The following is a 19197-nucleotide window of genomic DNA, read 5'->3' as shown; positions in this document are numbered from 1 at the left end:
CTTCCTTTCTACTGTAATCGAATTACACCGGCTGTTGACACGGTCAGTGTATAGACTTGGTTTTGATCGTTAACTATCGTGGCGGTACCCTTGCCTCCAGCCGGAGGAAGATTTTGTGGAAATCCCTGGGAGGTGAAGCCGGTCCATGCTCCAGGAAAATCCATCGTATGTCCATTGGCATTTGCACAAAGAGCTACATTTTGTGGCATCGTCCCCGCAGTTACTAAAGTTTCACCGACGTCTTCTGTTTGGTTGTTAGCATTGGCTGGAATTCCGCCACCGTCGTCAATGAAGATACGGTAACTGCCCCCTGGACTCGGGACACTGGTAACAGGTGCTGCAGAACAATTCACAGTTGTTAGTGCTACTATTGCAGTCCTGTTTTCTTTGACAGCCTCGAGTTTTGCCTTTTGCATTGCTGAAAGTAAGTCTCTAGCCCCCTGTTTTAAACGTAAGTTCGGCATCCATTGCATGATGTTTGGTACCGCTACTGCGGCCATAATACCTATAATCGCAACAACAATAAGAATTTCAATTAATGTAAATCCTTGTGGCCTTTTTGAGTTATAGATGTTTTTATTTTTCATATTAGGTGTCTGTTAAAGTGGAGTTTTTAAAATAGTCTGCAAAATGTAAACCAGTCCATTTGTTGTAGTATGTAATTTGGTATAAAAGACGTTTAATTAAAGGGTTATCTATTCCTTGTAAACGGTACCTTTTTTAGAAAACTAGAGGAAATTATAAGTTTTCATGCCTATTGTTAAAAATATTTATAAAATAATACAATGTTGTTAATCTTTTTTATAGTTGTAGAAAAGAGGTGGATAAATCTCTTCGTCAAAAACCATAAAAAGTACAACAGAAATGATAAACTTTTATTCAACACTAATTCAAGTAATTCGATAAATTAAATCGCTGTATTTTTTATCATGTGGCAGGAATCCTAAAATGGAGATCAGGCTAATATTACTTTAATTTTTTATGGTTCGACAGTTTGTTGCTAATATGAGTCGTAAGTATGATTCAACCTTTTTGAAGAAACGCACCATTTTACCAATTGTCTAATCAAGTTGATTGTATTCCTCACTTTGGATAAAAATCGAGAACAGGAACAGCTCTTGGGTGAAGCAGCGAAACGCAGTTAGCCGAAATTAAGACGAATTGTTCTGCCTGGGTTATTAAAATTTTATGAGTGGATTCTGCTTAGCACTCATTTGTGTAGCTAATGCTCAGCTACTTTTAAGGGCAAAGCAGGTTGGCTTGCATTGAATATATCAGCTCACCCGATTTAATGCATAATGGTCAATGAGGTTTTCGCTTGACATTTTTCCTAATATTTTTATATATACGCCCTAGAAATGAATAACGATTCAGTATGCCATGCATAGTTTTGTTGTGGTGTTAGTTTTATTTATATTTTTTAACTTTTAACAAAAGAGGTGTTCTATGTCTAAATTAGTTGCCCCACATGGTGGTAAAGGTTTGGTATGTGCGTTGCTTGAAGGTGATGCACGTGAAGCAGAACTCAAAAAAGCAGCTGGCCTCAAGCAGATTGAGATCTCTGATCGTGCTAAAGGTGATTTGATCATGCTCGGTATCGGTGGTTTTTCTCCACTGACCGGTTTCATGAAAAAAGCTGACTGGAAAGGTGTTTGTGAGAATTTTCAGATGGCTGACGGTACTTTCTGGCCAGTGCCCATCACCCTCGACGTTGCTGCCGCAGATGCTGCTGACATCGCTGTAGGTTCTGAGATTGCTCTCGTTCGCAAAGGTACTGTTTATGCTACCATGCTCGTTGAAGAAAAATACGAGATGACCGAAGCTGACAAAAAATGGGAATGTGAAAAAGTATTCCTTGGCGAAGGCGAAGAGTCAGTTGATGGTAAATTCTGGGAAATCGCTCCACAGGATCACCCAGGCGTCATCATGGTACTTGCCCAGAAAGAGTTCAACCTCGCAGGTCCTGTAAAAGTACTTTCTGAGGGTTCTTATCCTAAAGAGTACCCAGGCGTTTACCTCAAGCCTGCAGAGACCCGTGCAATGTTTGATGAGCGTGGATGGGCAAATGTTGCTGCTCTTCAGCTTCGTAACCCAATGCACCGTTCACATGAGTACCTGGCAAAAATCGCTGTTGAAGTTTGTGATGGTGTTCTCATCCACTCTCTTATCGGTAACCTCAAGCCAGGTGATATTCCTGCAGAGACCCGTGTACAGGCAATCGATATCCTCATCGATAACTACTTCGTAAAAGAGAACGTTATCAACGCTGGATATCCTCTTGATATGCGTTATGCCGGTCCTCGTGAAGGTCTTCTCCATGCTACCTTCCGTCAGAACTATGGTGTTAACAACATGCTGATTGGTCGTGACCATGCTGGTGTTGGTGATTTCTATGGTCTCTTCGAAGCTCAGGAAATATTTGATCGTATCCCTACAACTGGTGACGATGCAAAAGATCTCCTCTGTAAGCCAATGAAAATTGACTGGACCTTCTACTGCACCGAGTGTGATGGTATGGCTTCTCTTCGTACCTGTCCACACGACAAAGCTTCCCGCGTTATCCTTTCCGGTACCAAGCTGCGTAAAGCGCTTTCTGATGGTGCTGAGATTGTTGACCACTTCGGACGTAATGAAGTTCTCGACCACCTGAAGGTCTACTATGCAGGTTTGAAAGAGAAAGTTGAAGTGAAGATGCAGGGTGCCGCATCTGGTGATTCCATGTAATCACTGACTTTTATTAGTCAAAAAAGGGAGATATCGTCATAGGCGGTATCTCCCTTTTTTTTTTCTTTAATTTAGGGTAAGTTTTTCATTCATTTTGGTTGGGATATTGAGGTTTTTCTTAAGGGTTGGTGAATGTTATGGCGGAGTTGACGGTAGGTTTGGGGGATAGAAGTTATCCCATTATTATAGAAAAAGGCTGTCTGGAACGTATCGGAGATGACCTGAAAAAAAGGGCCATCGGTAACCGGTATTGTGTCGTTGCAGATGACAGGGTAGCTGAGATTTACGGACCACAGCTGATGAAAACTCTTGCCGGAGCCGGATTGAAGGCTGAGATAATCACCTTTCCCATGGGGGAAGCCAATAAAAATCTTGCAACTGTTGCCACTCTTGCCAGTCAGTTGGCACGTCTCGGCTTTGATCGAAAGGATGCAATTATCGCCTTTGGTGGTGGGGTGAGTGGTGATATTGCAGGTTTCTTAGCCTCATCCTATATGCGTGGGATACCATTTGTTCAAATTCCCACCACCTTGCTCGCACAGGTGGATAGTTCTGTCGGTGGAAAAACCGGTGTTGATATCCCAGAGGGGAAAAACCTGGTTGGTGCTTTTTATCAACCTAAAGCAGTATATATTGATATCGATGTTCTTAGCACTCTGCCAAAGGAAGAACTGCTTGGAGGCCTTGGTGAGGTCATTAAATATGGTGTTATTCGTGATCGAGAGTTTTTTGACTATCTTTTAGAGGCACGCGAGGCAATCCTGCAGCTGGATCCTGCCAGTCTTGAAAAGGTTATTTTTACCTGCTGCAAAATTAAAGCAGACGTCGTCTCAGAAGATGAGAGGGAAGGGGGTGTTCGGCGTATTCTCAACTATGGCCATACCATCGGGCATGCGGTGGAGGGTGCTTCTGATTATTCCATCATCCATGGTCTTGCTGTATCTATCGGGATGGTGGCAGCAGCAAATCTTGCCGTATTAAATAATGTAATGCCAAAAGAAGAAGCAGGGCAGGTGGTGCAGATTCTAACAGATTACAAAATGCCCATAACAGTGCCTGGAGAACTTGACCGCAGGCGGATTAAAGAATACCTGCTTACTGATAAAAAGACAGTTGCTGGAACGGTCTTTTTTGTATTGCCAACAACCATTGGTAACACGATCATCACAGATAAAGTCACTGAGTCTCAGATAGATATGGTGCTGGGGTAAAAGAGGACTCCATGACCTGTTGCAGGCCGTTGCACCCTGGTTTATCCGGTGTTGCCGGTATTGAGCTGCAATCAACCAGTTATTTCTAGACGCCGCTCTTAGTGGACAGTCTCATTTGTCTTGAAAGGTGTAAGCAGTGGAGTGCCGTGGGCATTTTCTTTTTCTGCAAGAATCTTTTGCACTTCTTCTTCAGGTATACCTAAGGATTCCGCCAGCTCTTTAACGTTATAGACAGGTTCTCCGTTTGTACTGAAGTGTGTCGGAGTAAGGCCCGGAAAAGAGCTGTTGGTAGCTGTTGCCGAGGCTTCAAGAAGCAGTTGCTGAATTTCAGGTGGTCCGTATAACATCAGCCATTCGACAGCTTCTGCCCAGAGTTTGCTTTCGACAGTATCGTGTTGGAGAACCTTCATAGCACTTTCAAGGTCCCATAAATCTTTAAATTGCATAATTTGTAAAAACTCCTGCTCAACTTGTTAATAATTATGATATTATTTCCCTACAGTAATTCTTATTGTGATCCTTCGCAAGGACACTTACGACACTTGATGTATAAAGGTATTTAATATGAATAGATTTGACGGCGGAATATTTTTAGAAAACATTGAATGGTTTGATGAGTCTGGCAGGGAGCTTGTGCATCGTCTTCCGGAAAACGGGTCGGGTGAGATTAAATTCGGAGCGCAGTTAACCGTGCGTGAGAGTCAGGCCGCAGTGTTTTTTTATAAGGGCAAGGCCTGTGACTGTTTTGGTCCTGGTCGATACACTTTGAGAACCGGCAATCTTCCTTTAATTACCAAGATTCTGTCCATTCCCTGGCGAGGCGACAGCCCACTTCGTGCAGAAGTGTACATGGCCAATCTCAAACATTTCACCAACAATAAGTGGGGCACGCAGAATCCTGTCGCTTTTAGAGACAGCGAACTTGGCCTTATCCGCTTAAGGGCCCATGGAATTTATAATATTCAAATTGTCCAGCCCGTTCTTTTTATCAACAGCCTCGTTGGAACGATGGGAAGTCTTGATACAGATGCTATTGCCAGCTATCTCAAGCAGGTTATTGTTTCACGCTTCAATGATTATTTGGGTGAAACTCTCGATACAATTCTCAATTTACCCGGTCGTTTTGATCAGCTTTCAGCAGAACTGCAAAACAGGCTCGCTGGTGATTTTGCTGATTATGGTTTAAGGCTCTCTGCGCTATATATAACCTCGATCACACCCCCCGATGAAGTGCAATCTGCAATTGATGATAAGAGCAGAATGGAACTCATCCATGATATGGAAAAGTTCATGAAGCTGAAAGCTGCGATGGCCATGGAGAAAATATCTGACAGTCATGGTGAGGCAGGGGCAGGCCTTGGTCTTGGTATGGGTATGTTGTTACCTTCAATGTTTACAGGAATGGGAGCAGGGGTAACAGGCCAGCACAATGGTTCCGCGCAAAGTTCACCCGCGATGATCTCGTGCCCTGACTGTCAGAACAGCATCCCAGCAGATTCGCGTTTTTGTCCTATTTGTGGCCATCAGGTCCTCATGTTACTCAAATGTGTACATTGCGGCAAGAATCTCACGCCAAAGGCCAAGTTCTGCTCCCAGTGTGGCAAGGCCACCGACGAAAAAAAGAAAAAGCAGACCTGTCCAAATTGTCAGACGGAAAATCTCTCAGGCTCAATGTTTTGTAATAACTGCGGTCTGGCACTCTGATTTTGGTCTCATGAATCTGACCATTGAGCAGAGCTGCCCTTCCTGCGGGGCGCAGATTGTCCTGAACGAAGATGATAAACTGATTCGGTGCGAGTTTTGTGATGTGACGAATTTTCGTCTGGATCTGTCTGCTTCCCGGTATGTTCTGCCCTTTAGCCTTCCTGATGACGTTGAAGAAAGTGAACTTATCTATGTTCCATATCTACGTTTCAAAGGGACCGTGTATTTTGTTGAAAATGATCAGGTCCGATATAAAATCGTCGATACCACCCGACTGGCACTGGAATTACAGACATTGCCGCCGTCCCTTGGCCTGCGCCCTCAGGCCATGAAGATCCGCCCCGTTACATCTAAGGTCCAGGGACAATTTTATCTACAGACGGTCCCTGTTAAAGAGGCGTTTCTCCAGGCGGCTAAACTTGTTGATCTTTTCTCAGATAACAATAAAAAACAGATTTTGCACCGAGCCTTTATCGGCGAGACGATCAGTCTGATTTATCAGCCACTGTATCTACGAAACGGCAATGTCATAGACGCCGTTGATAAGCGATCTCTTGGAGCGGTGAATTTGCTTGGAGATAGGCCAAAGACCTGTAAAAGTAAAAAAGCCTGGGAACCTCTTTTTATCAGTACAATATGTCCTGCCTGTGGTGGACTGCTGCAAGGGGAAAGAGACAGTCGGGTTCTGCGGTGTGGTAACTGTAATATTCACTGGGCTGAGGAGAAAACACGTCTCGTCAAGGTTCACTGGAGTGTTGCGGAAAATAACAGAAAATATTCCAAATACTTTCCTTTTTGGAAGATTCATTTTTCCACGACCGGACATGATCTGAAAGATTATGGCGCGTTGCTACGTTTTACCAATCAACCAATTATCGCTCCGGAATCAATGCAGCAAGAGCCTCTCTATTTTTTTGTCCCTGCCTTTAAGGTCAACCCGAAAACCTTTTTGCAGATTGCCTCACAGTTGACAATAGCCCAGGGGAAAATCCCAGAGGGAGGCCCCATGGAAAAGGTTTCCAGCCATCCTGTTACCTTAAATAAAAGTGAAGCCGTTCAGTCAATTAAAAGCATCTTGGCGCATCTCACCGTTGGTAAAAAGAAAAAGCTATTACATTTGTCAGAGATTCGTATAGAGGTGAGTCGTTCCGAACTTGTTTTTTTGCCCTTTGCTAAAAAAGTTCATGATTATATTCAAGTGCATACTCCGGCAGCACTTCAGGTCGCGGCCGTTCGTTACGGAAGAAGTCTTTGAGATGTATAAAAAGGTTGGCGATGATGGAACGTGATACATTTTTTATGGGCTTTGCACTTATCCAGGCAAGGGCTGCCCTAGAACAACACGAATTCCCTGTGGGCTGTGTGATTGAACTGGGTGGTGAGGTCGTCGCCTCTGGCAGTCGAGATCATAGTGGCGGGCAGGCTAATGAGATAGACCATGCCGAAATTAACGCCCTGCGGTATCTGGTGGCAAACGGTCGGGTGGAAGATTTAAGTAAAGTGACGGTGTATTCGACCATGGAACCTTGCCTTATGTGTTTTTCGACTCTGATTGTGAATGGGGTGCGGAAAATTATTTACGGCTATGAGGATGCAATGGGAGGGGGCACCAATCTACCTTTGGCCGAACTTGCACCGCTGTACCGAAAAATGGATCTTGAGATTCGAGGCGGGGTAATGCGTAGCGAGTGTCTTGAACTGTTCAAGACATTTTTTACTAACCAGCAGAATAGTTATTTAAAAGACAGTTACCTGGCCCGGTACACGTTGCAGCAATCGTAACCGAAAAATCAGCAGGTATTTAAGAACTTGGTCCTTCTGTTTCTCTTCGGGAGGAGTCTTTTGATAGATACGGGCTGCAGTTTTTAATAATTTGAACAAACATTGTGCGGGGCCGTTGTAAATAAAAGCTTCGGACAGCTCACTTAAGAATACGATCATGAAAAATATTGCAAGAACCGTTGGTTTTAAAGAGGGAGAAAGGAATATCTTCTTTCATATCCTTACTGCTTGTAATCTTGCCTGCAAGCACTGCTACATAAATAAAGAACAACATGGGACCAACCAGCTCAGTAAAGAAATGATTGTGGACTGGCTGCGGCTTTTCGCCGACAGCGAAAAAAAGTCCAACGTTATTTTCTTAGGCGGGGAGCCGACTCTGCACCCTGATCTTGGCTATGCGATTGCCAGAGCAAAAGAATTGGACTTTGCAGTAACCGTTGATTCAAACGGCTATCTCTTTCATGATTTGCTCGAGAAAACCACACCCGCCCTCCTTGATTATTTAAGTTTTAGTCTTGATGGTCCTGACGCGGAAGTAAATGATCCTATTCGGGGAGAGGGGGTGTTTGAGATTTGCACTGAGAACATAGAAAAAGCCGTAAAAAAAGGATTCAATGTCAGCGTCATTTTCACGGTGAGTAAAAAAAACATTCTCCACCTTGAACGTATGGTACCGCTTCTGAAAAAACTGAAGGTGAAAAAGTTCTTCATTCAGGTAATAGGACTTCGTGGCAACTCTGCTAAAAACGTGAGTTCAGAAACCTCTCAGGTAACGAGGAAAGAGTGGCTGGATGTCGTGCCGCAGGTCGCTGTAAAGGCGGCCGAAGAGGGAATACGTGTTACCTATCCTAAAGTTTTTTTAGATGACGGGGAAGTCTTTCAGTGTGCAGGTAATGTGGCGGAGAACTATTTTGTCTTTCCCAATGGCAGGGTGTATCTGTGCCCACTGTGCGAGGATCATCCAATTCACAGTTATGTTATAGAAAACGGAAAGTTGCTGAAAGTTACGGGTCTTAACGAGAGTGATTTTTTTCAATTACATATCGATGAGGGCTGTGTCATGAATAAGCTATTACAGCCAGACACCATCGAGTACGATCAGGACCAAAAACCGAAGTATAAAATTTCCTGCTGCCTGTTAAAGCAGGAGATTGTACCTGAGAAGAAGTAACGCTTCTCTTCGTATTTTGTGCCAGGCGGCCTCATCTGGTCGCATTTAACCGTTTTGGTGTCTGCTTTCTCTACTTCGCAGTTGGCTGTCTTTTCTTGAAAAGTTTGCTTAGAAATATTCCAGCTTCGTAGAGGAAGAAGAGCGGGATGGCCAGAAGGGTCGTTGCCATAAAATCTCCTGCGGTAAGCAGAAAGGAGAGGAAAATTATTGCTATATAGAAATACATTCTCTTTTTTCGAAAATACGCAGCCTGTACCAGCCCGGCTTTACTGGACATCACCATGAGAAAGGGGATCTGAAATGACAGGCCAAATGCCAGAATTGTTCTTGCCACAAAGGTCAGATACTGGGAGAGTTTAGGCAAAGGCTCAAGACCATCATTGGCGTAGCTCATAAAGTATGTGAGCATTTGGGGGATTACGGCGAAGAAAGCAAATGTGCCGCCCACCAGAAACAGCAGGGTAGACCAAAACACTACGGTTACGGCAAATTGTTTTTCATTTTCCCTGAGTCCAGGGGCTACAAAAGACCATAATTGATATATAGCTACGGGCATTGAGCAGATGACGCCCACAAGAAGCGCCAGTTTGATGTAGGCGAGAAATGCCTCGGGCAGATTGGTATAGACGAGTTTGTAGACGAGCGGGCTTGCCTTAAAAAGTGGAGAGATGAAAAGTGCTGCAATTTTTTCAGCAAAAATGTAGGCAACAACGGTGCAGCCAATAATTGACCCGCAGACGACAATGAGTCTTTTGCGAAGTTCGAGGTGATGTGGTCTGAAAAACTCAATGCTCCGTTCAAGTGCCGGGATAGTTTTTTCTAGGTTGTATTGAGACATGAAGAGTTATCCGTGATGAGACGAGGATTGATCGTCTGCTGGGGATGCGGCCTTGGCAGTCTCAGCTGCGGGATGCTCGTTTACTGCAGCGTCGGGGGTAGACTTGGTCGTAGCTGGTGGTTCACTTTCTATGGTACCTGCGTTTTTCATCACCTCTTCATAGGCTGCCTTCGCGTTTTCTGAAGGAGGGTTGACTCCACCGGAGCCAACAATTTCATCCCTGAGGTATGGTGGGGTTTCAAGCAGATTGTTTTTCAGGGCTTTTGCGGCATTTTCAAGATCCGGACGAATTTCGTCCAAGGGGTTGCCCTCTGCGGTTATTGTCTCTTTGAGGCCTTCTGCCGTCTTTTTCAGTTCCATTAGTCCTTTGGCCAGCGAGCGTGCGAGGTCAGGGAGTTTATCGGGTCCGACCACAATAAGCGCAATAGCCATAATAAGGAGCATTTCGGGTAAACCAATGCCAAACATAATTCACAACCCTGTACCGCGCGTCAGACTTCATTTGCGGCTCAATATTTTAATAATTGGACTAAAATATTTTAGAAGGAAGCGGGGAAACCCTTTCTTCTAAAACATCTCTTCTCTCCCTGCACGTTAAGCGTCCGATTGGCCACAAATGTAAGTTATTTAGGCGGGAGTGTCAATGATTGCCGGGTGCTGGCTGAAAAATCAAGATAATTGAACATCAATGCCTGAAGGTGGGAAGCTGGGCGGTATTGAGGATGATCCAATTTGCACAAGCGAAAACGTTAAATTTAAAATGAAAAGAGAAGGCTATCTCTTGAAAAAACATCGAGAAAGCATACTATACTGATGCTAAACTCTGTTAAATTTGATTGATTGACAATAGTCAATGACTTGACTATATTTGAGCGTTTGTCTTGTGTGGATCTGTTGTGGTTGAGAGATGAGACTCTCGCATGCCACAATGTGTATTCAAATGGAATAACCTCTGAGAGGAGAAGTTAGATGTCCAGTGTTGTCGTCGTAGGTACACAGTGGGGTGATGAAGGTAAGGGTAAAGTAGTTGATCTGCTTACCAGATATGCGGATTTTGTTGTGCGGTTTCAGGGTGGTAATAACGCTGGCCATACCTTGGTTGTCGAGGGTAAAAAGTTTATATTTCATATCATTCCATCTGGTATTCTATACGAAGACAAGATGTGCATGATAGGTAATGGCGTAATTATTGATCCTGGCGTTCTGATTAAAGAAATGGCGCAGCTGCAGGCACAGGGCCTAACTATTACACCAGACAGACTTATGATCAGCGAGGCCGCTCATCTGATAATGCCGTACCATGCCAGTCTCGATCAGGCTAAGGAAAATGCTCTTTCTGACGGTGATAAGATCGGCACAACCGGCCGTGGTATTGGTCCGTGTTATATGGATAAGGTTGGGCGGGTTGGAATCAAAGCAGGTGATCTGCGTGATGAAAGTCTCTTCCGTGATAAACTCAAAGCTGCCCTTGATGAGAAAAACTTTCTCCTGACCAAAAAATATAACGCCGCACCCGTTGAGTTCGAGGCAGTCTACAGGCAGTTTCAGGAATTTGCTGAAAAGCTCATACCTTTTTACGGAAACATCTCCGTCGAGTTGGATGCCGCGCGTAAGAAAGATCAGAATATTCTCTTTGAGGGAGCTCAGGGAACGCATCTGGATATTGATCACGGTACCTATCCGTTTGTAACATCATCAAATACTATAGCGGGTAATGCCTGTACAGGCAGCGGTTTTGGCCCAGCCTATATTGACGCAGTAGTCGGAATCATGAAGGCTTACACCACCCGGGTGGGTTCAGGTCCTTTCCCAACCGAGTTGTTTGATACGGTGGGCAACGAGTTGCAGGAGAAGGGGCATGAGTTTGGTGCAACGACAGGCAGGCGCAGGCGTTGTGGCTGGCTTGACGGAGTTGTTGGTGCAGATGCTACAAGGCTCAATGGTGTTACAGGGCTTGCGATTACCAAGCTTGATGTGCTGAGCGGGCAGAGCGAGCTGAAGATTGCCACGTCCTATGAACTCAATGGCAAGTCATATGCAGCAATGCCTTCAAATGTTAGAGAAGCTGGGGCGGTAACCCCTGTATATGAGAGTTTGGAAGGCTGGAAGGAAGAAATTGATCATATCAGAGATTATGATGATCTCCCTTTAAAGGCAAAAGAATATATCAAAAGAGTTGAAGAGGTCTCTGGAGCACCCGCAAATATAATCTCTGTGGGGCCGGATAGAGAAGAAACACTCCTGCTCAAAAACCCTTTTGAAAAATAGATAGTATTCACCACCCGGGCAAAATATCTTTGCCTGGGATGAGATTTAAATTGAGGATAAAATGGCAAGAATTACATGTGAAGATTGTCTTGAAAAAGTAGGCGACGATAATAGATTCAACCTGATTCATCTTGCAGTCAAGCGTATCAAGCAGCACCGGCATGGTGAACCCTTTCTCGCTCAAGGCAAGAATAAGGAGATTGTTATGACCTTAAGGGAAATAGCCAATGGCAGCGTGACCTTTGGAAATATCGAGACACTGCCTGATCAACATGGCAAATCAACTGATGATAGTGTGATCCTTGGTGATGATGTATCCGCCGTATCCTGAGACCCATAGAGTAAAATAAAGATGAGTGTTGATTATTACGAGATTTTGTCTGTAAGCAGGGAAGCCAGTAGTGGTGAAATAAAAAAAGCCTATCGCAAACTTGCGATGAAATACCACCCTGACAGGAATCCCGGAGATAAAGAAGCAGAGAATCGCTTTAAATCTTGCACTGAAGCCTATGAAGTTCTCAGTGATGAAAGAAAGCGTGATATATACAACAGATATGGTCACGATGGGCTGAAAAATAGTGGTTACAACGGCCCCGGCAATGCCGACGATATCTTTTCAAGTTTTGGGGATATTTTTGGGGACCTCTTCGGCTTTGGAGGTGGACAGAGAACTCGGGCGAGAAATGATGGCCCTATTCCAGGTAACGACCTTCGTTACGATGTTGAGATAACCTTTATGGAAGCTGTTCATGGGGTGTCTAAAGAGGTAGAACTGACACGACGCGACACCTGCTGGACCTGTGAGGGGAGTGGGAGTCGGCCTGGACATCAGAAACAGACATGTCCGACATGTGGTGGGCGGGGGCAGGTTGTCCGCTCGCAAGGTTTTTTCCAAATGAGTTCCACCTGTCCGCAGTGTCATGGGGAGGGATCGATTGTTACCGATCCATGTAATGACTGCCACGGCGAAGGGCTCGTTGAGAAGACTAAAAAAGTAGCATTGAAGATACCCGCCGGGGTCGACACCGGGGCGCGGATGCGCCTCCGTGGAGAAGGTGAAGGTGGGCGTCGTGGAGGTGGTGCCGGAGATCTTTATGTTGTTGTACACGTTAAAGAACACGAGTTTTTCAAACGTGATGGAGATATAATCTTTTGCAGACTTCCGGTCTCAATGGTAAAAGCTGCTCTTGGTGCCAAGATTGAAGTTCCTACTATCCACGGGAAAAACACTATTGATATTCCGGCGGGAAGTCAGTCGGGTGAACGATTTACCCTGAAAAAGGAAGGCGTTGTTAATCTCCGAGGTCGGGGTAAAGGAGATATGGTCGTTGAACTCCAGGTAATGACACCGGTCAATCTCTGCGAAAAACAGAAAATTGCCTTGCGTGAGTTTGAAACCCTCTGTGAGGAGAGCGGTCAGGACACTGAGGAAGAAGGCTTTTTTAAGAAGCTTTTTCATGAAGTACTTGGAAAAAACTAAAAGGATAGAAGCAATGTCAAACGAAAAGGATGCTGCGTTTACTCATTTTGATGATCACGGTAACGCCATCATGGTTGATGTGGGTGGAAAAGCAGCGACTGTTCGTGTGGCAAATGCGGCAGGATTTATCACAATGTCACCTCAGGCATTTCAGATGGTTAAGAGCGGCACTATGTCCAAGGGTGACGTTCTGGGTATTGCCAGAGTTGCAGGTATAATGGCGGCCAAAAAAGTGGATAGTCTTATTCCGTTATGCCATCCACTTTTAATCAGTAAAGTAAATATCGATTTTTCGTATCGTGATGATGATAATACCATAGAGATTTTTGCCACAGTAGGGATGAGTGGTCAAACCGGTGTTGAGATGGAAGCTCTCACTGCGGTGTCTATTGCAGCTCTTACTATTTATGACATGTGTAAGGCCGTTGATAAATCTATGGTTATTGGAAATATCCGTCTCATGAAAAAAACTGGCGGTAAAAGTGGTACTTACGTACGATCGTAAATGTAGTATAATTCAGTTTGTATGATATTTAAGTGTATTGGGGAGAATGTTAATGGATGAGAAAACACTCGAACTCTTTCGTAAGCAACTTGAAGCGAAGAAGCAAGAGATTATGGATGAAGCCGGTAGAACCCTGAACGAGATGACAGACCAGACATCTAATGTCCCTGATCCAAATGATCGTGCAACTATTGAATCCGGGAGAAGCTTTGAACTGAGAATCCGTGATAGGGAACGAAAACTATTGTCCAAAATTGATGAAGCTATCGCTCGCATAGAAGATGGATCCTTTGGTATCTGTGAGGCCTGTGATGAAGAAATAGGGTTGAAGCGCCTTGAAGCAAGGCCTGTGACAACACTATGCATCGACTGTAAAACGGCACAGGAAACGCAAGAAAAATCTAAAGGATTATAGGCAAGATGCCTGAGCTCCGGAAAGATCCAGTCATCGGGAGATGGATAATCATTTCCAAGGAACGGCGAAAAAGGCCCACAGATTTCCCTGTTGAAAAATTTGAGGGGACTGGGGGGTTTTGTCCCTTGTGTCCTGGCAATGAGTCTTTCACTCCGAAAGAAGTGTTGACCATTAAAGGAGATTCAGGCAGCGAAAGACAATACGACTGGGATGTTCGGGTGGTTCCTAATAAGTACCCAGCTCTCGTCATTGAAGGTGATCTTGCTAAAGAAGGGGTTGGGCTTTATGACCAGATGAATGGAATTGGAGCTCATGAAGTTATAATAGAAACTCCATATCATGATCAGACCTTTGCCGATATGCCAAAAGAAAGAATGGCAAAGGTGTTTCGGGCCTATAAGGAAAGGATCCTGGACTTAGAAAAAGATCCAAGATTTAAATACGTGATGGTTTTTAAAAACCATGGTCAGGCGGCAGGTGCTTCGCTTGAGCACTCACATTCTCAACTGATTGCTCTGCCGATACTCCCACGGATGATAGTCTCTGAAATCGAAGGAGCAAAATCACATTATAACTACAAAGAACGCTGTGTATTTTGTGACATAATACGTCAGGAGATTAAAAGTAAGGAGAGGGTGGTTTGTGAAAATGATTCCTTTATAACCATCACCCCTTTTGCACCGCGTACACCATTTGAAATGTGGATATTGCCCAAGAAACACAGCTCTGTATATGCATCCATGGATGACAATTTATTGCTTGAACTCGCTGCACTTTTTGGAGAGTCTCTGCAACGATTGTGTAAATGTATTGAAAATGTGCCGTATAATTTTGTACTTCATACCGAACCTCTCCATTCAGGCGGACTCGATTATTACCACTGGCACTTTGAAATTGTACCGAAACTAACGTCGATTGCCGGATTTGAATGGGGAACAGGATTTTACATTAATCCTCTCCCCCCTGAAGAGGCGGCTGGTTATTTACGTGACTGTTTAGTGTAAAACATTTTTGGAGTAAGCTATGAAAAAGCTTTTACTCGTTGATGATGAAATGTCGATTCAACTCGTTTACCGGGAAGAATTTGAAGATGAGGGATATGAAGTAATATCTGCTTTGAATGGCGAAGAAGGTCTTACGAAATTTGATGCAGAAAACCCAGATATCGTTATTCTGGATATCCATATGCCGGGGATGAACGGCATTGAAGTTCTCCGGCAAATGAAAATGCGCAGACCCGAAATACCTGTTATCTTGAGCAGTGCCTTTCAGGAGTTTCAAAGAGATATCAGCAGTTGGGCTTCCGAAGAATATATTGTCAAATCAGGGAATCTTGATAGCCTGAAGCAGGCAGTAAAAAGATTATTAGGTCAAGAATGAGCAAAATCTTTGTAATGAAGATTATCTGGGGCACGGACTGCAAATTATGAAAGATATTCAAAGCCAGCTTGACAGTCGAAGGATTAACATAAAAAAAGTCGGTGTCAAGAAGGTTCCATATCCGATAACAGTCAGAGATAAAGCTCAAAAAACACAACATACCGTCGCCATCGCCAATTTGTATGTGAATCTTCCCCACAAGTTCAAGGGGACGCACATGAGCCGTTTTGTAGAAATTCTCAATGAATTTCATGGCGAAATTAACATCAAAAGATTCTCTGCTATTCTTGCAAAAATGAAGCAACGTCTTGATGCAGAGGCGTCTCATCTTGAAATCGAATTCCCTTATTTTTTAAAATGTCAAAAGAATGGCAGAAAATATATTGCTCATTATCAATGCGCAATGCACGGTTCTCTACTTGAAGAAGATGATTTCAAGTTGACTATCGAGGTTCCAATCAGTCTGCCCCTCCTGGAAAAAAAGAGAGAACGCTTACCCGGTTCTATGGGGAGTTGGGGGACTGTTGTGGTCAGCGTGCGCTTCAACCAATTCTTCTGGATTGAGGATCTGCTTTTACTTATTGAAAATGGCGTGGAAAAAGAACTCAACGATGATTGCCATCAGTTGAAGAATTGCATTTCCGTTGAATCTTTATCAAAAACGGTGGCTTCTGTTCTTGAGGATGTTGAGGAGATCGAATGGTTTTCGGTAACGGTGCATAACTTTGGAGATGACTTTTCAACCTTTGCCGAAATTGAATCCTGCTAAAGTAACTGCTTACCAAAGCGTCTGTAAACGACCCCAGAAATTGAGAGATTCTTGCGAGAAGCACTATTTTACATGAGCGAATAATACCCCATCAAAATAAGGTTTTTTAGAGATCTGCTGGCATATTTCCCGCGTACCGGGCTAAGACTTAATAACGATAAAAAAAACGATAAAAAAACATGCGCGATTTATTATTTGAAATAGGAACGGAAGAAATTCCAGCAGGTTATCTGCAACCTGCGTACAGGCAAATTAGTGAGAAATTCACCCGTAAAGCAAAAGAATTGCGAATTGCGCATAAAGAAGTCAAAGTTATGGGTACGCCGAGGCGTCTCACACTTATCGTCTCGGATGTTGCTGAAACCCAGGAGGATATAACAGAAGAGCTACTGGGGCCATCTAAAAGTGCAGCCTATGACGATGCTGGCAATTACACAAAGGCCGCCCAGGGTTTTGCTGGATCAAAAGGTGTTGATGTCTCTGCTCTGCAGATTGTAACCACGCCAAAAGGCGAATACCTGATGCTTATCCGTGAGGTCAAGGGAAGAGATTCCATGGAGCTTTTTCCAGAAATTCTCGGGGAGATCATTAATGAGCTGTCATTTCCTAAATCAATGAAATGGGGGGCAAATAAGCTTGCGTTTGTCCGGCCAATCCAATGGATACTTGCCCTTTATGGTGATCAAATCATTGAATTTGAACATGAAGGTATTGTTTCCTCCAATACTACAGGAGGACACAGATTTCATGCCAATACTAAATTTACGGTCAACGGTGTTGCCTCATACCTTGAAACCTTAGAGAAAAGCCATGTGATTATTGATCCTGTTAAGAGACGCGCTATGGTCGTAAAAGAGATTAACGCAGCTCTAAAAGATAATAATTTACTTGCCGGAGGATCGGTTGCCATTGATGAAGATCTCGTCGATACTGTGACCAATCTGGTGGAATCACCGGTGGGTGTATGTGGGACCTTTGATGAAAAATTTCTTCAACTGGTTCCAGAGGTACTTATTACTTCGATGCGGGAACATCAGAAGTATTTCCCTGTAGTGAACAGTGCGGGGCGGTTAATGCCAGGGTTTATTGCGGTAAATAATACCACTGTAAACAACCCTGATGTGACACGCAAAGGTCACCAGCGGGTGCTCCGGGCACGTCTTGAAGATGCCCTGTTTTTTTATAATGGAGACCTCAAAGTACCTCTTGAAGAGAGAGTTAAGGGGCTTGATGGAATTATTTTTCAGGCAAAACTCGGTACAATGCTGGAAAAAAAGGATCGACTGGTAAAACTTGTCCGAATTATAGCTGAAAAAGTGAATCCCGCATGCATAAGCGATGTAAGTCGAGCAGCATTACTCTGCAAAGGGGATCTGCTGTCTGATATGGTTGGTGAATTTCCTTCGCTTCAGGGAATCATGGGTGCTGCATATGCAACGAATGATAAGGAAAATAATGAAGTAGTTCTGGCAATTAAAGAACATTATATGCCGAAAAGATCCGGTGCAGAGCTCCCGTCATCCGATACCGGTGCTGTTCTCGCTCTTGCTGATCGTATAGATAGTCTGGTGGGCTGTTTTGGTATTGGCCTTGTCCCAACGGGTACAGCTGACCCTTTTGGGCTGAGACGCATTACTCTTGCAATTTTACACATCATTGAAGAAAAAGGTTATCGGTTTTCACTCAAAGAAATCGTCTCAAAGGCTTTGGCTCTTTACGGTGACAAGGTGGACGGTTCTGCTGATACGGTACAAACGATACTGGGTTTTATGGAAGGCCGGTTTAAGCATGATCGAACGGCTAAAGGTGAAAGTGCCGGTGCTGTTGAAGCAGGTGTTTCAATTTGTTTTGACGATGTTAACGACTGTCTGAGTAGAATCTCTGCAATGGCTGAAATCTATAAGGAGCCAGCTTTTGCCGTTCTCGCTTCCTCCTACAAACGTATTCGAAATATTATTAAAAATAATAGAGACACAACGGTTTCAGAGAGCTTGTTTGAGGATGAGGCAGAGAAAAATCTTTTCAGTCTCTATTCGTCTTTATCTCCAAAGATAAGTGAACTGGTCGACGCTGGAGAATACTACAAGGCACTGACCTTGATGCTTGAGATGAAAGAGCCTGTTGATCGCTTTTTTGATAAAGTGATGGTCATGGCTGATGATCCGGCCATCAAACAGAACCGTCTCAATCTTTTAAGTGGACTTGGTGATCTTATCCTGCAGGTAGGCGATATATCTAAATTTCAGGATTGATCCGCCATGTGATTTTAAAAAAGGGCTCACGTGGTCTACAATCTGTTCTTGTAGACCACGTTATCACTGCATTGAGTGGAAAAAAGCTGGTGGGCTTACCAAAATCTTGCTCACACAAAATAAAAAAGGGGCTGCGTTCGAAAGAACGCAGCCCCTTTTTTATTTAACGCGGAAGATCTGAAATTATTTCTTTGGATGACATGCAGCACACTTGTCTATTTTCTTGGCTGCCAATTCAGGATTTTCGGCTGCAGATTTTTTGTGGCACTCAAGGCAATTCGCATGACCGGCACCTTTAATGGTGTCGAGTTTCAATTTACCTGCCATTTTTCCAGGAAGGACTTCTGCATTGTGACATGTTTCACATTTCTGGATTTCCTGACCATCTACATAGGGTACCTGTTTGCCATCAGCCATGCCGTGGTGACAATCTCCACATGTGAATTTGTCCTGATGCATTTTATGGGGAAACTGTGCTGGTTTTGGTTTTGCACTTTTTTCCCCAACCATGGTGATGTCGGCAGGTCCGGCATCAGCTGCAAAACAACTCGCTGAGCCAATAAAAACAAAAAGAGTCACTACAGAACAGGCGATAATCTTTTTCAGCATGATCAATCCTCTAGGATGAATTAATAAATACTACATGTACCTAACCACATAATCTTTTTATATACAGTTTTAGTGCACATTTGTCAATT

The 19197-nt window shown here is 43.9% G+C and carries 20 protein-coding genes; 15 read left to right on the top strand and 5 right to left on the bottom strand.

All coding sequences use genetic code 11. The features are described from left to right. Window positions 1–8: 8 nt before the first annotated feature. On the bottom strand, window positions 9–587 hold the full coding sequence (locus FCL48_RS25450) for a GspH/FimT family pseudopilin (protein WP_136872232.1): 579 nt from the start codon (window positions 585–587) through the stop codon (window positions 9–11). Between the two features lie 859 nt (window positions 588–1446). Here FCL48_RS25450 and sat point away from each other — a divergent pair. Together sat and aroB are read left to right on the top strand one after the other, a co-directional pair. Then, window positions 1447–2724, top strand: coding sequence for a sulfate adenylyltransferase (gene sat, locus FCL48_RS10485; protein ID WP_136872231.1), 1278 nt, complete (start codon window positions 1447–1449; stop codon window positions 2722–2724). A 137-nt stretch (window positions 2725–2861) separates the two neighbouring features. Then, window positions 2862–3935, top strand: coding sequence for a 3-dehydroquinate synthase (gene aroB / locus FCL48_RS10480; protein WP_136872230.1), 1074 nt, complete (start codon window positions 2862–2864; stop codon window positions 3933–3935). A 98-nt stretch (window positions 3936–4033) separates the two neighbouring features. Here the strand turns inward: aroB and FCL48_RS10475 are convergent, their stop codons facing one another. Continuing rightward, the gene (locus FCL48_RS10475) at window positions 4034–4381 is read right to left on the bottom strand and encodes a hypothetical protein (protein ID WP_136872229.1); all 348 of its coding nucleotides are present in this window, start codon (window positions 4379–4381) and stop codon (window positions 4034–4036) included. Between the two features lie 118 nt (window positions 4382–4499). On the opposite strand from FCL48_RS10475, the gene FCL48_RS10470 reads away from it, so the two are divergent. The 4 genes from FCL48_RS10470 to FCL48_RS10455 all read left to right on the top strand — a co-directional run bounded on the left by FCL48_RS10470 (window position 4500) and on the right by FCL48_RS10455 (window position 8592). Continuing rightward, window positions 4500–5639, top strand: a complete 1140-nt coding sequence (locus tag FCL48_RS10470; RefSeq protein WP_136872228.1) for an SPFH domain-containing protein — start codon at window positions 4500–4502, stop codon at window positions 5637–5639. Between the two features lie 10 nt (window positions 5640–5649). After that, window positions 5650–6894, top strand: coding sequence for a hypothetical protein (locus tag FCL48_RS10465; RefSeq protein ID WP_136872227.1), 1245 nt, complete (start codon window positions 5650–5652; stop codon window positions 6892–6894). A gap of 20 nt (window positions 6895–6914) precedes the next feature. Next, window positions 6915–7421 (top strand): nucleoside deaminase, encoded by a 507-nt coding sequence (locus FCL48_RS10460; RefSeq protein WP_305791015.1) that lies wholly within the window; start codon window positions 6915–6917, stop codon window positions 7419–7421. A gap of 157 nt (window positions 7422–7578) precedes the next feature. Further along, window positions 7579–8592 carry a radical SAM protein gene (locus FCL48_RS10455; protein WP_136872226.1) on the top strand — a complete coding sequence of 338 codons (1014 nt, stop codon included), beginning with the start codon at window positions 7579–7581 and terminating at the stop codon, window positions 8590–8592. A gap of 70 nt (window positions 8593–8662) precedes the next feature. Here FCL48_RS10455 and tatC read toward each other — a convergent pair whose 3' ends face one another. Beyond that, window positions 8663–9430, bottom strand: a complete 768-nt coding sequence (tatC, locus tag FCL48_RS10450) for a twin-arginine translocase subunit TatC (protein WP_136872225.1) — start codon at window positions 9428–9430, stop codon at window positions 8663–8665. A 6-nt stretch (window positions 9431–9436) separates the two neighbouring features. Further along, entirely contained in the window at window positions 9437–9898 is a 462-nt protein-coding gene (locus FCL48_RS10445) for a twin-arginine translocase TatA/TatE family subunit (RefSeq protein WP_136872224.1), read from the bottom strand. Between the two features lie 501 nt (window positions 9899–10399). On the opposite strand from FCL48_RS10445, the gene FCL48_RS10440 reads away from it, so the two are divergent. From FCL48_RS10440 to glyS, 9 genes are all read left to right on the top strand, one after another. Next, complete coding sequence (locus FCL48_RS10440; RefSeq protein WP_136872223.1) at window positions 10400–11698, top strand: adenylosuccinate synthase; 1299 nt, start codon at window positions 10400–10402, stop codon at window positions 11696–11698. Window positions 11699–11759: 61 nt separating this feature from the next. After that, window positions 11760–12029: a DNA-directed RNA polymerase subunit omega gene (rpoZ, locus tag FCL48_RS10435; RefSeq protein WP_136872222.1), complete on the top strand. Its 270-nt coding sequence runs from the start codon at window positions 11760–11762 to the stop codon at window positions 12027–12029. A 21-nt stretch (window positions 12030–12050) separates the two neighbouring features. After that, entirely contained in the window at window positions 12051–13178 is a 1128-nt protein-coding gene (gene dnaJ / locus FCL48_RS10430; protein WP_136872221.1) for a molecular chaperone DnaJ, read from the top strand. Between the two features lie 13 nt (window positions 13179–13191). Then, on the top strand, window positions 13192–13683 hold the full coding sequence (gene moaC, locus FCL48_RS10425; RefSeq protein WP_136872220.1) for a cyclic pyranopterin monophosphate synthase MoaC: 492 nt from the start codon (window positions 13192–13194) through the stop codon (window positions 13681–13683). Between the two features lie 52 nt (window positions 13684–13735). Beyond that, the gene (gene dksA / locus FCL48_RS10420) at window positions 13736–14098 is read left to right on the top strand and encodes an RNA polymerase-binding protein DksA (RefSeq protein ID WP_136872219.1); all 363 of its coding nucleotides are present in this window, start codon (window positions 13736–13738) and stop codon (window positions 14096–14098) included. A 5-nt stretch (window positions 14099–14103) separates the two neighbouring features. Then, the gene (gene galT / locus FCL48_RS10415) at window positions 14104–15102 is read left to right on the top strand and encodes a galactose-1-phosphate uridylyltransferase (protein ID WP_136872218.1); all 999 of its coding nucleotides are present in this window, start codon (window positions 14104–14106) and stop codon (window positions 15100–15102) included. 19 nt (window positions 15103–15121) lie between these two features. Beyond that, window positions 15122–15478: a response regulator gene (locus tag FCL48_RS10410; RefSeq protein WP_136872217.1), complete on the top strand. Its 357-nt coding sequence runs from the start codon at window positions 15122–15124 to the stop codon at window positions 15476–15478. Between the two features lie 46 nt (window positions 15479–15524). Then, a complete protein-coding gene (locus FCL48_RS10405; protein WP_136872216.1) occupies window positions 15525–16247 on the top strand; it encodes a GTP cyclohydrolase I FolE2 in 723 nt (240 codons plus the stop codon). 179 nt (window positions 16248–16426) lie between these two features. Then, window positions 16427–18499, top strand: coding sequence for a glycine--tRNA ligase subunit beta (glyS, locus tag FCL48_RS10400; RefSeq protein WP_136872215.1), 2073 nt, complete (start codon window positions 16427–16429; stop codon window positions 18497–18499). 183 nt (window positions 18500–18682) lie between these two features. On the opposite strand, the gene FCL48_RS10395 is transcribed toward glyS, so the two are convergent. Continuing rightward, window positions 18683–19108, bottom strand: a complete 426-nt coding sequence (locus tag FCL48_RS10395; protein WP_136872214.1) for a cytochrome c3 family protein — start codon at window positions 19106–19108, stop codon at window positions 18683–18685. Window positions 19109–19197: the final 89 nt, after the last annotated feature.

Origin of the sequence: Desulforhopalus sp. IMCC35007, assembly GCF_005116575.1 — a bacterium.
In the GTDB taxonomy this organism is placed as follows: Bacteria; Desulfobacterota; Desulfobulbia; order Desulfobulbales; family Desulfocapsaceae; genus Desulforhopalus_A.
Note: the sequence above shows the minus strand (reverse complement) of the source record. Positions and strands in the feature narration are given on the sequence as shown.

Coding starts and splice junctions, on each gene's coding strand:
- FCL48_RS25450 (WP_136872232.1), bottom strand. CDS start 587: ATGAAAAATAAAAACATCTATAACTCAAAAAGGCCACAAGGATTTACA.
- sat (WP_136872231.1), top strand. CDS start 1,447: ATGTCTAAATTAGTTGCCCCACATGGTGGTAAAGGTTTGGTATGTGCG.
- aroB (WP_136872230.1), top strand. CDS start 2,862: ATGGCGGAGTTGACGGTAGGTTTGGGGGATAGAAGTTATCCCATTATT.
- FCL48_RS10475 (WP_136872229.1), bottom strand. CDS start 4,381: ATGCAATTTAAAGATTTATGGGACCTTGAAAGTGCTATGAAGGTTCTC.
- FCL48_RS10470 (WP_136872228.1), top strand. CDS start 4,500: ATGAATAGATTTGACGGCGGAATATTTTTAGAAAACATTGAATGGTTT.
- FCL48_RS10465 (WP_136872227.1), top strand. CDS start 5,650: ATGAATCTGACCATTGAGCAGAGCTGCCCTTCCTGCGGGGCGCAGATT.
- FCL48_RS10460 (WP_305791015.1), top strand. CDS start 6,915: ATGATGGAACGTGATACATTTTTTATGGGCTTTGCACTTATCCAGGCA.
- FCL48_RS10455 (WP_136872226.1), top strand. CDS start 7,579: ATGAAAAATATTGCAAGAACCGTTGGTTTTAAAGAGGGAGAAAGGAAT.
- tatC (WP_136872225.1), bottom strand. CDS start 9,430: ATGTCTCAATACAACCTAGAAAAAACTATCCCGGCACTTGAACGGAGC.
- FCL48_RS10445 (WP_136872224.1), bottom strand. CDS start 9,898: ATGTTTGGCATTGGTTTACCCGAAATGCTCCTTATTATGGCTATTGCG.
- FCL48_RS10440 (WP_136872223.1), top strand. CDS start 10,400: ATGTCCAGTGTTGTCGTCGTAGGTACACAGTGGGGTGATGAAGGTAAG.
- rpoZ (WP_136872222.1), top strand. CDS start 11,760: ATGGCAAGAATTACATGTGAAGATTGTCTTGAAAAAGTAGGCGACGAT.
- dnaJ (WP_136872221.1), top strand. CDS start 12,051: ATGAGTGTTGATTATTACGAGATTTTGTCTGTAAGCAGGGAAGCCAGT.
- moaC (WP_136872220.1), top strand. CDS start 13,192: ATGTCAAACGAAAAGGATGCTGCGTTTACTCATTTTGATGATCACGGT.
- dksA (WP_136872219.1), top strand. CDS start 13,736: ATGGATGAGAAAACACTCGAACTCTTTCGTAAGCAACTTGAAGCGAAG.
- galT (WP_136872218.1), top strand. CDS start 14,104: ATGCCTGAGCTCCGGAAAGATCCAGTCATCGGGAGATGGATAATCATT.
- FCL48_RS10410 (WP_136872217.1), top strand. CDS start 15,122: ATGAAAAAGCTTTTACTCGTTGATGATGAAATGTCGATTCAACTCGTT.
- FCL48_RS10405 (WP_136872216.1), top strand. CDS start 15,525: ATGAAAGATATTCAAAGCCAGCTTGACAGTCGAAGGATTAACATAAAA.
- glyS (WP_136872215.1), top strand. CDS start 16,427: ATGCGCGATTTATTATTTGAAATAGGAACGGAAGAAATTCCAGCAGGT.
- FCL48_RS10395 (WP_136872214.1), bottom strand. CDS start 19,108: ATGCTGAAAAAGATTATCGCCTGTTCTGTAGTGACTCTTTTTGTTTTT.